We start from the raw sequence: 14316 nt of genomic DNA, 5'->3' as shown, positions 1-14316 counted from the left end.
GTTAAACTTTTGATCGACGTAAATAAATTTGAAAGCATGCAAATTGGTCTTGCTTCGCCAAACAAAATTCGGAGCTGGTCGTATGGTGAAGTTAAGAAGCCAGAAACGATTAACTACCGTACTTTAAAGCCAGAAAAGGATGGTCTGTTTGACGAAAGAATCTTTGGACCAACCAAGGATTGGGCCTGTGCATGTGGCAAATACAAGGGTGTAAGATACCGCGGGATCGTTTGTGATCGCTGTGGGGTCGAAGTTACTTCCTCTAAAGTTAGACGGGAACGGATGGGTCACATTGAGTTGGCCGCTCCAGTTACTCATATTTGGTACTTTAAGGGTATTCCATCACGGATGGGATTAATTCTTGATATGTCACCAAGATTGCTGGAAGAAGTTATCTACTTTGCAGCATATATCGTGATTGATCCAGGCGATACAGACCTTGAATTTAAACAATTGCTGACGGAAGCTGAATACCGTGAGCAAAAAGCTAAGTTTGGTAGTCGCTTTGAAGCAAAAATGGGTGCCGAAGCAATCCGTGACTTATTGCGCAAGGTTGACCTTGAAAAAGAAGTTAAAGATTTAAAGAAAGAATTGGAAACTGCTACAGGTCAAAAACGGACTCGTGCAATCAGAAGATTAGATATCTTGGATGCGTTTAAAGATTCTGGCAATAAGCCTGAATGGATGGTGATTGACGCTGTTCCAGTCATCCCACCAGACTTGCGTCCAATGGTACAACTTGAAGGTGGCCGTTTTGCCACTTCAGACCTAAACGACTTGTACCGTCGGGTTATTAACCGTAATAACCGTTTGAAGAGATTACTTGACCTGAATGCACCAAACATTATCGTTCAAAACGAAAAGCGGATGTTGCAAGAAGCAGTCGACGCTTTAATTGATAACGGTCGTCGTGGTCGTTCAGTTGTTGGGCCTGGTAACCGTCCACTTAAGTCACTTTCACACATGCTTAAGGGTAAGCAAGGACGTTTCCGTCAAAACTTGCTTGGTAAGCGTGTTGACTACTCTGGTCGTTCAGTTATCGATGTTTCACCAAAATTGAAGTTCTATCAATGTGGTGTTCCTCGTCCAATGGCACTAGAATTATTCAAGCCATTCGTTATGCATGAATTGGTTAAACGCAAGATTGCTTCTAACATTAAGAGCGCTAAGCGTAAGATTGATCGTGAAGACGATGATGTCTGGGATGTACTTGAAGATGTAATTAAGGAAAGAACGGTTTTACTAAACCGTGCGCCAACATTACACCGTTTGAGTATCCAAGCCTTTGAACCAGTTTTAGTTCCTGGTAAATCAATTCGTTTGCATCCACTTGCCTGTGAAGCTTACAACGCTGACTTCGATGGTGACCAGATGGCCATTCACGTACCTTTGTCAGATGAAGCTGTTGCAGAATCACGCTTGTTAATGCTTGCAGCTCATCATATTCTTGCTCCAAAAGATGGTAAGCCAATCGTTACTCCTTCTCAGGATATCGTTTTAGGTAACTACTGGTTGACTCAAGCTGAAAAGGGTCGTGAAGGTGAGGGAATGATCTTTAATTCACCTGACGAAGCAACTGTTGCATACAATAATGGTGATATTCACTATCACTCTATTATTGGAATGTCTGCGGACTCAATGCCAAAGAAAGCATGGCCTAAAGGTTACGAACACGGCATTTTCATTACTACCTATGGTCGTGTGATTTTCAACCAAATCTTCCCAGAAGATTACTTCTACGTTAACGAACCAACTGAAGAGAACCTGAATAATCCACTAGCTGCTAAGTACTTCTTGGAGCCAGGTGAGGATATTCATGAAAAAATTGATAATGTTGCTGGTGATCTAATTGCTGCGCCATTTAAGAAATCATTCTTATCTGACTCAATTGCCACAATTTACAAGTACTACAAGGTTCAAAGAACTTCAGAATACCTTGATGACTTGAAGACACTTGGTTACACAAGTTCAACTACTTCTGGTATTACAATCGGAATGACCGATGTTCCAGAAATTGATGACAAAGATGAAAAAGTAGCTAAGGCCCACAAGCAAGTTGATGTCGTTTCTAAGCAGTTTAGACGTGGTTTAATTACTGAGCAAGAACGTCACGATCGAGTAATTAGTATTTGGAATGAGTGTAAGGACCAGGTTCAAAATGAGATTGCACAGATCTATGATCCACGTAATCCTATTACAATCATGGCTGACTCTGGTGCTCGTGGTAATATTTCTAACTTTACTCAGCTTGCCGGAATGCGTGGTTTGATGGCCACTCCTAACGGTGGTTTGTTCGAAATTCCAGTTACTTCAAACTTCAAGGAAGGTTTGTCAGTTCTAGAATTATTCATGTCCACTCACGGTGCACGTAAGGGAATGACTGATACGGCCTTGAAGACTGCTCAGTCAGGTTACTTAACTCGTCGTTTGGTTGATGTTGCTCAAGATGTTATTATCCGGGAAGATGACTGTGGAACTGATCGTGGTATCAATGTTCACTCAATCATGGAAGGTGACGAATTAATTGAGCCATTATACGATCGTTTACTTGGTCGGTTCACTGCTGAAACTGTTAAGGATCCACAAACCGGTGAGGCGATCGTTGGACCAAACGTAATGCTTGATGAAAATCTGTCACATAAAATTTGTGATGCCGGTGTTACAGACGTGAAGATTCGGTCAATTTTAACTTGTGATACCCCTCACGGTGTCTGCCGTAAATGTTATGGTATGAACCTGGCTACAGGTGAAGAAGTTGAAGTTGGTGAAGCAGTTGGTACTGTTGCCGCTCAATCCATTGGTGAACCTGGTACGCAGCTTACTTTACGTACTTTCCACAACGGTGGGGTTGCCGGTGCTGAAGATATTACTCAGGGTCTTCCTCGTGTGCAAGAATTGTTTGAAGCTCGTAACCCTAAGGGTCGTGCTATTATTTCTGAAGTTGATGGTGTTATTGACTCAATTCAGGAAAACCCAGCAGAACACACACGTGAAATTACTGTTAAGGGTAAGATTGATACTAGAAGCTACAGTGTTCCTTATACTGCTTCAGTTGCAGTCAGTGAAGGTGATGAAGTTCGCCGTGGTAACAAGCTGACTCTGGGTTCAATCGATCCTAAGGAATTAATTCAAGTAACTGATACGTTGACAACCGAAGAATACATCTTGGTTGAAGTACAAAAGGCTTACCGGATGCAGGGTGTTGACATTTCAGATAAGCACGTTGAGGTCTTAACTAGACAAATGTTGCAAAAAGTTCGTGTTCTTGATCCTGGTGAGACTAACTTGCTTCCAGGTGAAATCATGGATATTGGTGAATTCAAGGAACGCAACACTTCTGTAATTATTTCAGGTGGAATCCCTGCAACAGCTCAAAGTGTAATTCTTGGTATTACTAAGGCTGCCCTTGAAACTAATAGTTTCTTGTCAGCTGCTTCATTCCAGGAAACTACTCGTGTGCTGACTGATGCTTCAATCAGAGGCAAGAACGATCCACTTCTTGGTTTGAAAGAAAATGTTATTATCGGTAAGATTATTCCAGCCGGTACTGGTCTTCCAATTTACCGTGATATGGAACCTGAAGCTGATGTGAAGAAGCCTAAGTCTGTTTACTCAATAGCTGATATTGAGAAAAAGATGAAGGAAGCTGATCAAGCTGGGGAACCACAAGGATAAGTAAAATTTATTAATAAAAATAGCTTTTCTACTAATTAAAGTAGGAAAGCTATTTTTTTGCTATTGCAGAAGTAATTGAATGATTAGTCCAACAAAAATATATGGTACAAAGGCAATTTGCTTTTGCAAGGACCAAGTTTTTCTTTTTAGAAAGAATTGAAAGAGAAGTAGAAAAGAGCCAAAAAGAAAAACCAGGTTAGCAAAGTGAGGGGTAAAGAAAAAGGCTAAAATTAAGTAGATAATTAAATCACCCGAACCCAACTTCTTTTGCATAGTATAAAAAAGCAAGACTAGCAAAATGGGAATTAGTTCAATTAAATCGCCTAATTGCAACTTAAAGAGATGTTTGAACCTAAGTAGTGTTAATAAAAGTGCGGGAAGAATCATTGTTAGGTGAAATTCTAGCCTGTCATAATCGCAGATTGCGGCCAATAGTAAACAAAAAATGACAATCGCAGTGGCAATTCCGGTCATCTGACTAAAATCAATCTTAAGATATGCTAAACCACCCAAAAATTCGATTAACGGTAATTTAATGGGGATACTGCGCTGGCAGTAGCGACATTTTCCGTGTAAAAAACAATAGGACAAAATTGGCAACTCGTCCACCAAAGTAAGTTTAGTCAAACAGAAATCACAGCGAGAACGTCCCCAAATGAAGTCATCAGTATCAAAGCGGTCGCAAACAACACAGGCGTGGGATGCTAAGCAGGTTCCAATTAAAAAGTTAGTAAGTTGATAAATCCAAGCCATTTTTTACCTCCCATAATTAGTTACGCTAAAAATAAAAAACTTTTTTGCCAAAATAATTTTGCTTTTTGGTAAAAAGGGAGTACAATGTCAATTGTGCATTTTGAAGATAGATTCAGGACTAAAAAAGAAACTCCTGGATGTGTGAACAAGATAATCAAATTTTAGGAGGAACAATTTAATGCCAACCATTAACCAATTGGTAAGAAAAGGCCGTCACTCAAAGACGACTAAATCAAAATCACCAGCCTTAAGCTACGGCTACAACAGTATGAAGAAAGAATTAGTATCAAACCCAGCACCACAAATGCGTGGAGTTGCAACTCGTGTTGGTACTATGACTCCAAAGAAGCCAAACTCAGCTTTACGTAAGTATGCTCGTGTTCGTCTTTCAAACTTAATTGAAGTTACTGCTTATATTCCAGGTGAAGGCCACAACTTACAAGAACACTCCGTTGTTTTAATTCGTGGTGGTCGTGTAAAGGACCTTCCTGGTGTACGTTACCACATCATCCGTGGTGCACTTGATACTGCCGGTGTTGACGGCAGAAAGCAAGGCCGTTCTAAGTACGGTGCCAAGAAAGATTAAGGAGGAGATAAATAATGCCTAGAAAAGGACACGTAACTAAAAGAGATATTTTAGCGGATCCAGTTTACAATTCAAAGCTTGTTACTAAGTTGATCAACCACTTGATGATTGATGGTAAGAGAGCTAAGGCATCTTCAATCCTTTATGATGCTTTTGACATTGTGAAAGAAAAGACTGATAAGGAGCCACTTGAAGTCTTTGAAGAAGCTATGAACAACATTATGCCAGTTTTGGAAGTTAGAGCTCGCCGTATCGGTGGTTCAAACTACCAAATTCCAGTTGAAGTTCGTCCAGAAAGAAGAACTACTTTGGGCTTAAGATGGCTTGTTTCATATGCTCGTTTACGTAATGAGCACACAATGGATGAGCGTTTAGCTAACGAAATCATTGATGCTTCTAACAACACCGGTTCAGCAGTTAAGAAGCGTGAAGATGTACACCGTATGGCTGAAGCTAACCGTGCATTTGCTCACTATCGTTTCTAATTTTTTAAGGAGAGAAATAATTTATGGCTAATAAGCGTGAATTTCCATTAGAAAAAACACGTAATATTGGTATCATGGCCCACATTGATGCGGGTAAGACTACCACTACTGAGCGTATTCTTTACTATACTGGTAAGATTCATAAAATCGGTGAAACCCACGAGGGTGACTCACAGATGGACTGGATGGACGAAGAAAAAGAACGTGGTATTACCATTACGTCAGCTGCTACTACAGCTCAATGGAATGACTACAGAATTAATATCATTGATACACCTGGACACGTTGACTTCACAATCGAAGTTGAACGTTCACTCCGTGTTCTTGATGGTGCCGTAACTGTTCTTGATGCTCAAGCAGGTGTAGAGCCACAGACTGAAAATGTTTGGCGCCAAGCTGAAACTTACGGTGTTCCTCGAATTGTTTTTGTTAACAAGATGGACAAGATTGGTGCAGATTTTGATAAGTCTGTTAAATCTTTACATGAACGTTTAAACGCCAATGCTTTAGCTGTTCAAATGCCAATTGGTTCTGCTGATACCTTTGAAGGTGTTATCGACTTGATCAACATGGTTGCCGATGTTTATGATGAAGACAAGCTTGGTTCAAAATGGGATACTATACCAGTTCCTGACGAATATAAAGAAGAAGCAGAAAAGCGTCGTAACGACTTAATTGAACAAGTTGCAGACGTTAACGATGACATTATGGAAAAATACCTAAACGGTGATGAAATTTCCATTGATGAATTAAAAGCTGCTATCCGTAAAGCAACTTTGGAATTGAAGGCATTCCCAGTATTTGCTGGTTCTGCTTTCAAGAACAAAGGTGTTCAAATGATGCTTGATGGTGTTGTTGATTACCTACCATCACCATTAGATGTTAAGCCTTACGTTGCTCATGATCCTAAAACTGGCGAAGAAGTTGAATTGATTGCCGGTGACGACAAGCCATTCTCAGCTTTAGCATTTAAGATCGCAACTGACCCATTCGTTGGTCGTTTAACTTATATCCGTGTTTACACTGGTTCTCTTGAATCAGGTTCATACGTATTGAATGCTTCTAAGAACAGTCGTGAACGTGTTGGTCGTTTGCTTCAAATGCACGCTAACTCAAGAAGCGAAATTTCAGAAGTATTTTCAGGTGATATCGCTGGTGCGATTGGTTTGAAAAACACTACAACTGGTGACTCATTAACTGATCCAGATCACCCATTAATTTTGGAAAGTTTGGAAGTTCCAGACCCAGTTATTCAAGTTTCAATCGAGCCAGAATCAAAGGCTGATCGTGACAAACTTGATGTTGCTTTGCAAAAGTTAACTGAAGAAGACCCAACTTTCAGAGCTGAAACTAATGCTGAAACAGGTCAAACTTTGATTTCCGGAATGGGTGAATTACACCTTCAAATCATGGTTGAACGTATGAAACGTGAATTCCACGTTGAAGCTAAGATCGGTGAACCACAAGTTGCTTACCGTGAAACCTTCACTAAACCTGCTAAGGCACAAGGTAAATTTGTTCGTCAATCAGGTGGTAAGGGTCAATACGGTGACGTTTGGATTGAATTCACACCAAACGAAAGAGGTAAAGGTTACGAATTTGAAGATGCCATCGTCGGTGGTGTTGTTCCTCGTGAATTTATCCCTTCAGTAGATGCTGGTTTGCAAGAATCAATGAAGAACGGTATCCTTGCTGGCTACCCATTGATCGATGTTAAGGCTAAGCTTTACGATGGTAGTTACCACGAAGTCGACTCTTCAGAAGCTGCCTTCAAGGTTGCTGCTTCACTTGCTTTGAGAAATGCAGCTCCTAAGGCTGGTGCTGTTATTCTTGAACCAATTATGAAGGTACAAGTTATCACACCTGAAGAATACTTGGGTGATGTAATGGGTTCAATTACCGCTCGTCGTGGTACAATGGACAACATGGTTGACCGTTCAGGTGCTAAGGTCTTGAACTCAATGGTTCCACTTGCTGAAATGTTTGGTTACGCAACTACTTTGCGTTCATCAACTCAGGGACGTGGTACTTTCACAATGGTATTTGACCACTATGAAGCAACTCCTAAGTCAATTCAAGAAGAAATTATTAAGAGCCGTGGCGGCAACAACGCTGACTAGTTTTTAATAACTGACAATAAAAATTAACAACAATTTTAATCGAGCTATTGGTAAATCCGATAGCTCTTTTTTTATTTAAAAATGAGTCTATTAGCGACCATAAAAAATTAAGAATGGCATTGCTCAAATTCTAAGCAAAAAAATTTACAAAATATATTTGGTAGAGTAAATTTTTATTTTGCCATTGCTTGTTTTCAGAAAATCATGAAAAAATTAAAGAAAAAGTCCTAAAACCCTTGATATTTAGGCTTAAAGTAAGTATACTAGTTTTTGTGCGCTTAGGGCATAGTATGCTCTATTGCACATATTTGTTGTAAAGCGTTGATGTAAAAGGTTGCGGCACACCAGGCTGCATTGCCACAGAGGTGGCGCCGGGAATTTTTGCGGAAGCTAGTCATCTTTTAAAAGAAGACGTTGAGGAGGTAATTCAATGGCAAGTCAATCAATTCGTATCAGACTTAAGTCTTACGAACATGGTATTCTCGATGAATCGGCTGCTAAAATCGTAGAAACAGCTAAGAGAACTGGTGCTGAAATTTCAGGTCCAGTTCCTCTACCAACAGAACGGGTATTATTCACTGTTCTTCGTTCACCACACAAGAACAAGGACTCACGTGAACAGTTTGAAATGCGTACGCACAAGCGTTTAATCGATATTTTAAGCCCTACACCTAAAACTGTTGATTCTTTAATGAAGCTTGATCTACCAAGCGGCGTTGACATCGAAATCAAATTATAATTTTTAAAGAGAAAGAGGTGTAATCATGACCAAAGGAATCTTAGGAAGAAAAGTCGGTATGACTCAAGTCTTCACCAAAGATGGCATCCTTGTTCCTGTAACTGTTGTCGAAGCAACTCCTAACGTTGTTATGCAAGTTAAGACTGTTGAATCAGACGGTTACGAAGCAGTTCAATTGGGATACCAAGACAAGCGTGAAGTTTTGAGCAACAAACCAGAAAAAGGTCATGCTGCAAAAGCAAAGACTTCGCCTAAGCGCTTCATACGTGAAATCCGCGGAGTTGAGCTTAAGGACTACGAAGTCGGCTCAGAAGTTACTGTGGACACATTTAAGGAAGGTGACGTCGTAGACGTTACTGGTACTACAAGAGGTCATGGATACCAAGGTAACATTAAGCGTTGGGGCCAATCACGTGGACCTGAAACTCACGGATCAAGATACCACAGAGTTCCTGGCTCAATGGGTTCCATCATTAACCGTGTACCAAAGGGCAAGCGTTTGCCAGGTCACATGGGTATGAAGAAAGTTACCATTGAAAACTTAGTAATTGAAAAGGTTGTAGCTGACAAGAACGTATTACTTATCAAAGGTAATGTTCCAGGTGCTAAGAACTCATTAATTACTGTTAAATCTGCTGTTAAGAATAATAAATAGGAAGGAGGACTAGAATGGCTAATTTAAAAGTTATCGATCAAAAAGGTAAAGATGCTGGTGAAGTTACTTTAAAAGATGAAGTATTTGGTATTGAACCAAACGAGAGCGTTGTTTTCGATGCAATCATCAGACAAAGAGCTGGCAAGCGTCAAGGTACCTCAAAGGTTAAAAATAGATCTGCTGTTCGTGGTGGTGGTAAGAAGCCTTGGAAGCAAAAGGGTACAGGACGTGCTCGTCAAGGTTCAATCAGATCACCTCAATGGCGCGGCGGTGGTGTAGTCTTTGGACCAACTCCACGTTCTTACGCGTACTCAATGCCAAGAAAACAACGTCGTTTGGCTATCAAGTCAGTTCTTTCCCAAAAATTGATTGATCAAGATTTAATCGTTTTAGACCAGTTGACATTGTCAGCTCCTAAGACTAAAGAATTTAAGTCAATATTAGACAGCTTAAATATTGAAGGTAAAGTACTTGTTGTTTCAGAAGACAAGAATGTACAACTTTCAGCAAGAAACTTGCCAAAAGTTAAGGTTATTACAATTAACGGCTTAAACGTTGAAGATGTAGTAAACTATGACAAGTTAATCTTGACTAAAGACGCTATTGAGAAGATTGAAGAGAATGTTGAGGGGGCTTCGAAGAAATGAGTGCACATGATATCATTTTAAGACCTATCATTACTGAAAAGTCAACGAACTTAATGGATGATAAGAAGTACACTTTCAACGTGCTTTTAACTGCAACCAAGACTCAAGTTCGTAACGCTGTTGAAGAAATCTTTGATGTCAAAGTTAAGAAAGTTAATATCATGAATGTTCGTGGTAAAGACAAGCGTGTTGGCCGTTACACTGGTAAAACAGCTCGTAGCCGTAAAGCAATTGTCACTTTAACTGATGATTCAAACGACATTAAGATTTTCAAAGACGAAAATCAAGAAGAAAATAAGTAATAGGAGGTCAGTCAATTGGCTATTAAGATTTATAAGCCAACCACAAATGGTCGCCGTAATATGACTTCTTCCGACTTTGCTGAGATTACTAAGAGCAAGCCAGAACGTACCTTGCTTGAATCACAATCACACACTGCAGGTCGTAACTCATATGGTCATATTACAAGTAGACACCGTGGTGGTGGTCATAAGCAAAAGTACCGTATCATCGATTTCAAGCGTAACAAGGACAATGCAAAAGCTGTTGTTAAGGCTATCGAATACGATCCAAACAGAACTGCTAACATTGCACTTCTTCACTACACTGATGGTATCAAAGCTTACATTTTAGCTCCCAAAGGATTAAAAGTTGGCGATGTGGTTGAATCTGGTCCTAATGCAGACATTAAACCAGGTAATGCTTTACCATTAAAGAACATTCCTACTGGTACTTCAATTCACAACATTGAATTAAGACCTGGTAAGGGTGGACAACTTGTCAGAAGTGCTGGTGCCAATGCTCAAGTTTTGGGTAGTGACGGTAAGTACACTTTAGTTAGACTTCAAAGTGGCGAAGTTCGTAAGATTTTGTCAACTTGTCGTGCAACTATTGGTGTTGTTGGTAACGAACAACACTCATTGATTCAATTAGGTAAGGCTGGCCGTAGTCGCTGGTTAGGCAGACGTCCACAATCACGTGGTTCTGTAATGAACCCTAACGATCACCCACATGGTGGTGGTGAAGGTAAGGCTCCAGTTGGTCGTCCACAACCTATGACTCCTTGGGGTAAGAAAGCTCGCGGTATCAAGACTAGAAATAGTAAGAGAGCTAGCGAGAAGTTAATTATTCGTCACCGTAAGGGTAACAAGTAATAGAAGGAGGGTTAATTAATGAGCCGTAGTATTAAAAAAGGGCCTTTTGCAGACGCATCTTTGCTAAAGAAAGTTGATGCACAAGCAGACACAGAGAAAAAACAGGTTATTAAAACCTGGTCACGTCGTTCAACTATTTTCCCTTCCTTCGTTGGTTTGACTATAGCTGTTTACGATGGTAGAAAAAATGTTCCAGTTTACATTACTGAAGACATGGTTGGTCACAAGTTAGGTGAATTTGTTCCAACAAGAACTTTCCATGGACACAAGACATCTGACGATAAGGCAACTAAATAGAGGAAGGAGAAACACTTAAATGGCAGAACAAATTAGTTCAGCTAGGGCTGAAGCAAGAACTGTTCGTATTGCTCCAAGAAAAGCACGTTTAGTCGTTGACTTAATTCGCGGTAAAGACGTTGCTGAAGCATTGGCAATCTTGCAATTTACGCCTAGAGCTGCTTCCCCAATCGTTGAAAAAGTTTTACGCTCAGCAATCGCTAATGCGGAACACAACTACGATCTCGAAAGTGCTAACCTTTACGTATCAGAAGCATACGTAAATGAAGGTGCAACTTTAAAGAGATTTAGACCACGTGCCAAAGGTATGGCTTCTCCAATTAACAAGAGAACAAGTCATGTAGTTGTAGTAGTTTCAGAAAAGAACGATTAAGGGAGGTATATTAATGGGTCAGAAAATTAACCCAAATGGTTTTCGTCTCGGCGTAATTCGTGACTGGGAATCTAAATGGTATGCTGACAGAGGATATAAAGAAACCTTAAATGAAGACCTGAAGATCAGAAAATTCATTTCTAAGAAATTAAAGGATGCCTCTGTTTCTACTGTTGAAATTGAACGTGCAGCAAACAGAATCAACGTATCAATTAATACCTCAAAGCCAGGTATGGTAATTGGTAAAGGTGGTTCTGAAGTTGAATCTTTAAGAAAAGAATTAAATGCGTTGACTAACAAGCAAGTTCACGTTAACATTGTCGAAATTAAGAAACCAGATCTTGATGCTAAATTGGTAGCAGATAGTATTGCAAGTCAACTTGAAGCTCGTATTGCTTTTAGACGTGCAATGCGCCAAGCTACTCAAAGAACTATGCGTGCTGGTGCTAAAGGAATCAGAGTTCAAACTTCTGGTCGTTTAAACGGTGCTGACATGGCGAGAAGAGAATGGCATACTGAAGGTCGTGTTCCATTACAAACTTTAAGAGCAGACATTGACTATGCTTGGGTAAATGCCTTCACTACTTATGGTGAAATTGGTGTTCAAGTATGGATCAACCGTGGTGAAGTCTTACCTTCAAAGAGTAAGCAACCTGAAAAAGCTGTGAAGGGAGGAAACAAATAATGCCTCTAGTACCAAAAAGGGTAAAGCACCGTCGTGAATTCCGTGGTAAGATGCGTGGTGCTGCTAAGGGTGGCAAAACCATTGCCTTTGGTGAATATGGTTTACAAGCTCTTGAATCACACTGGATTACTACCCAACAAATCGAAGCTGCTCGTGTTGCGATGACTCGTTACATGAAGCGTGGTGGTAAAGTTTGGATTAGAATTTTCCCTCAAAAATCATATACTGCTAAAGGTGTAGGTGTACGTATGGGTTCCGGTAAAGGTGCACCAGCCGGCTGGGTAGCTGTTGTTAAGAGAGAAAAAATTATGTTTGAAATTGGTGGCGTTAGCGAAGCAACTGCTCGTGAAGCTTTAAGACTTGCTTCAACTAAGTTACCAATTAAATGTAAGTTTGTGACTAAAAGTTCGGAAGTAGGTGGCAATTCTAATGAAGGCTAAAGATATCAGAGCACTAACCACTGATCAGATGTTGGACAAGGAAAAGCAATACAAAGAAGAACTCTTTAATTTGCGTTTTCAACAAGCAACGGGTCAATTAGAAAATACCGCTCGCCTAAGCAAAGTCCGCAAGAACATCGCTAGAATTAAAACAATTCTAAGTGAAGATGCATTGAAGAAAGATTAGTGGAAGGGAGTTATTAACTTGAGCGAATCAATCGAAAGAAATCGTCGTCACGTATATCAAGGTCGAGTAATTTCTGATAAGAATGACAAAACTATCACTGTTGTTGTTGATACTTACAAGAATCACCCTGTTTACAAGAAGCGTATCAAATATTCTAAGAAATATTACGCACAAGACGAAAATAATGAAGCTAAAGTTGGCGATACTGTTCGTATCATGGAAACCCGTCCATTATCTCGTACAAAGCGCTTCCGTTTAGTAAAAATTGTCAAGAAATCTGTATAGTTTTGCGGATTTAGTGAGGGGAGGATTAAATAGTGATTCAAAATGAATCCCGTTTAAAGGTTGCTGATAACTCAGGTGCCAGAGAACTATTAGTTATTAGAGTCTTAGGTGGTTCAAGACGTAAGACTGGTAACATTGGTGACATCGTGGTTGCAACTGTTAAACAAGCAACACCAGGTGGCGTTGTCAAAAAAGGTGACGTTGTCAAAGCTGTCATTGTTAGAACAAAATCAGGCGCACGTCGTGAAGATGGTTCATACATCAAGTTTGATGAAAATGCCGGTGTAGTAATTAATGCAGATAAGAGCCCACGTGGTACTCGTATCTTTGGGCCTGTTGCACGTGAGCTGCGTGAGCACGACTTTATGAAGATCGTCTCTCTTGCTCCTGAAGTCTTATAATTAAGTGAGGTGCACTGATGTTTGTTAAAACTGGTGACAAAGTAAAAGTTATTGCCGGAAAAGACAAAGGTAAAGAAGGTACTGTTCTTTCTGTTAACGTTAAGAAAAACCGTGTGGTTGTTAAGGGCGTTAACACAATTAAGAAACACCAAAAGCCTTCGCAAACTAATGCAAATGGTGGTGTAGTTGAATCAGAAGGTTCAATTCACGCATCAAACGTAAAAGTTATTGCTAAGTCTGAAAGCAAAAAAGAAGAAACTAAGAAATAGGAAGGAGGACACAAATGGCAAATTATTTAGCTGAAGAATATAAAGAAAAAATTGTTCCTGCATTGCAAGAAAAGTTTGAATACAGCTCAGTTATGCAAGTACCTAAGATCGAAAAGATCGTTTTGAACATGGGTGTTGGTGACGCAGTTACTAACGCAAAGAACTTGGATGAAGCAGTCGAAGAATTAACTTTGATCTCAGGTCAAAAGCCTTTAGTAACAAAGGCTAAGAAATCAATCGCTAACTTCCGTTTACGTGAAGGTATGTCTATCGGTGCTAAGGTAACACTTAGAGGAGACAGAATGTATGATTTCTTGTACAAGTTAATTAGTGTTTCGCTTCCTCGGGTTCGTGACTTCCGCGGTGTTTCAAGCCGTTCATTCGATGGTCGTGGTAACTACACTTTAGGTATCAAGGAACAACTTATTTTCCCAGAAATTGACTTTGATAAGGTTAATCGGACAAGAGGTTTAGATGTTGTTATCGTTACTACTGCCAACACTGATGAAGAAGCTCGTGAGCTTTTAAGTCAATTTGGTATGCCGTTTGCAAAATAATGGAGGAC

General features: G+C 40.0%; 19 protein-coding genes. 18 read left to right on the top strand and 1 reads right to left on the bottom strand.

Annotated features, from left to right (window positions below):
- Window positions 1-9 precede the first annotated feature (9 nt).
- On the top strand, window positions 10-3675 hold the full coding sequence (rpoC, locus tag J3U73_RS05160) for a DNA-directed RNA polymerase subunit beta' (protein ID WP_267409777.1): 3666 nt from the start codon (window positions 10-12) through the stop codon (window positions 3673-3675).
- Between the two features lie 60 nt (window positions 3676-3735).
- Here rpoC and J3U73_RS05155 read toward each other — a convergent pair whose 3' ends face one another.
- Window positions 3736-4428 carry an A24 family peptidase gene (locus tag J3U73_RS05155; RefSeq protein WP_220268378.1) on the bottom strand — a complete coding sequence of 231 codons (693 nt, stop codon included), beginning with the start codon at window positions 4426-4428 and terminating at the stop codon, window positions 3736-3738.
- A gap of 178 nt (window positions 4429-4606) precedes the next feature.
- On the opposite strand from J3U73_RS05155, the gene rpsL reads away from it, so the two are divergent.
- From rpsL to rplE, 17 genes are all read left to right on the top strand, one after another.
- Window positions 4607-5014, top strand: a complete 408-nt coding sequence (gene rpsL, locus J3U73_RS05150; RefSeq protein ID WP_103752371.1) for a 30S ribosomal protein S12 — start codon at window positions 4607-4609, stop codon at window positions 5012-5014.
- Between the two features lie 14 nt (window positions 5015-5028).
- Window positions 5029-5499: a 30S ribosomal protein S7 gene (gene rpsG / locus J3U73_RS05145; protein ID WP_220268377.1), complete on the top strand. Its 471-nt coding sequence runs from the start codon at window positions 5029-5031 to the stop codon at window positions 5497-5499.
- A gap of 23 nt (window positions 5500-5522) precedes the next feature.
- Complete coding sequence (gene fusA / locus J3U73_RS05140; RefSeq protein ID WP_267409776.1) at window positions 5523-7619, top strand: elongation factor G; 2097 nt, start codon at window positions 5523-5525, stop codon at window positions 7617-7619.
- A gap of 430 nt (window positions 7620-8049) precedes the next feature.
- On the top strand, window positions 8050-8358 hold the full coding sequence (gene rpsJ, locus J3U73_RS05135; protein WP_046307586.1) for a 30S ribosomal protein S10: 309 nt from the start codon (window positions 8050-8052) through the stop codon (window positions 8356-8358).
- Window positions 8359-8383: 25 nt separating this feature from the next.
- Complete coding sequence (gene rplC, locus J3U73_RS05130; protein ID WP_103752374.1) at window positions 8384-9013, top strand: 50S ribosomal protein L3; 630 nt, start codon at window positions 8384-8386, stop codon at window positions 9011-9013.
- 14 nt (window positions 9014-9027) lie between these two features.
- Entirely contained in the window at window positions 9028-9660 is a 633-nt protein-coding gene (gene rplD, locus J3U73_RS05125) for a 50S ribosomal protein L4 (RefSeq protein WP_103752375.1), read from the top strand.
- Complete coding sequence (gene rplW / locus J3U73_RS05120; RefSeq protein WP_103752376.1) at window positions 9657-9962, top strand: 50S ribosomal protein L23; 306 nt, start codon at window positions 9657-9659, stop codon at window positions 9960-9962. Before rplD ends, rplW begins: the two co-directional genes overlap by 4 nt.
- Before the next feature lie 15 nt (window positions 9963-9977).
- The gene (rplB, locus tag J3U73_RS05115; protein WP_103752377.1) at window positions 9978-10814 is read left to right on the top strand and encodes a 50S ribosomal protein L2; all 837 of its coding nucleotides are present in this window, start codon (window positions 9978-9980) and stop codon (window positions 10812-10814) included.
- 18 nt (window positions 10815-10832) lie between these two features.
- Entirely contained in the window at window positions 10833-11111 is a 279-nt protein-coding gene (gene rpsS / locus J3U73_RS05110; protein ID WP_267409775.1) for a 30S ribosomal protein S19, read from the top strand.
- Between the two features lie 19 nt (window positions 11112-11130).
- The gene (rplV, locus tag J3U73_RS05105; protein ID WP_038523752.1) at window positions 11131-11484 is read left to right on the top strand and encodes a 50S ribosomal protein L22; all 354 of its coding nucleotides are present in this window, start codon (window positions 11131-11133) and stop codon (window positions 11482-11484) included.
- A gap of 13 nt (window positions 11485-11497) precedes the next feature.
- On the top strand, window positions 11498-12169 hold the full coding sequence (gene rpsC / locus J3U73_RS05100; RefSeq protein WP_220268375.1) for a 30S ribosomal protein S3: 672 nt from the start codon (window positions 11498-11500) through the stop codon (window positions 12167-12169).
- Window positions 12169-12609 carry a 50S ribosomal protein L16 gene (gene rplP, locus J3U73_RS05095; RefSeq protein WP_220268374.1) on the top strand — a complete coding sequence of 147 codons (441 nt, stop codon included), beginning with the start codon at window positions 12169-12171 and terminating at the stop codon, window positions 12607-12609. Before rpsC ends, rplP begins: the two co-directional genes overlap by 1 nt.
- Window positions 12599-12796, top strand: coding sequence for a 50S ribosomal protein L29 (rpmC, locus tag J3U73_RS05090; RefSeq protein ID WP_103752381.1), 198 nt, complete (start codon window positions 12599-12601; stop codon window positions 12794-12796). Before rplP ends, rpmC begins: the two co-directional genes overlap by 11 nt.
- 18 nt (window positions 12797-12814) lie before the next feature.
- The gene (gene rpsQ, locus J3U73_RS05085) at window positions 12815-13081 is read left to right on the top strand and encodes a 30S ribosomal protein S17 (RefSeq protein ID WP_220268373.1); all 267 of its coding nucleotides are present in this window, start codon (window positions 12815-12817) and stop codon (window positions 13079-13081) included.
- A gap of 32 nt (window positions 13082-13113) precedes the next feature.
- Window positions 13114-13482 carry a 50S ribosomal protein L14 gene (gene rplN / locus J3U73_RS05080; protein WP_034980437.1) on the top strand — a complete coding sequence of 123 codons (369 nt, stop codon included), beginning with the start codon at window positions 13114-13116 and terminating at the stop codon, window positions 13480-13482.
- A gap of 17 nt (window positions 13483-13499) precedes the next feature.
- Window positions 13500-13751 carry a 50S ribosomal protein L24 gene (gene rplX / locus J3U73_RS05075; RefSeq protein ID WP_046307564.1) on the top strand — a complete coding sequence of 84 codons (252 nt, stop codon included), beginning with the start codon at window positions 13500-13502 and terminating at the stop codon, window positions 13749-13751.
- Window positions 13752-13765: 14 nt separating this feature from the next.
- Window positions 13766-14308, top strand: a complete 543-nt coding sequence (rplE, locus tag J3U73_RS05070) for a 50S ribosomal protein L5 (RefSeq protein WP_103752383.1) — start codon at window positions 13766-13768, stop codon at window positions 14306-14308.
- Window positions 14309-14316 lie beyond the last annotated feature (8 nt).

Source organism: Lactobacillus sp. B4005 (genome assembly GCF_026536045.1).
In the GTDB taxonomy this organism is placed as follows: domain Bacteria; phylum Bacillota; class Bacilli; order Lactobacillales; family Lactobacillaceae; genus Lactobacillus; species Lactobacillus panisapium.
Note: the sequence above shows the minus strand (reverse complement) of the source record. Positions and strands in the feature narration are given on the sequence as shown.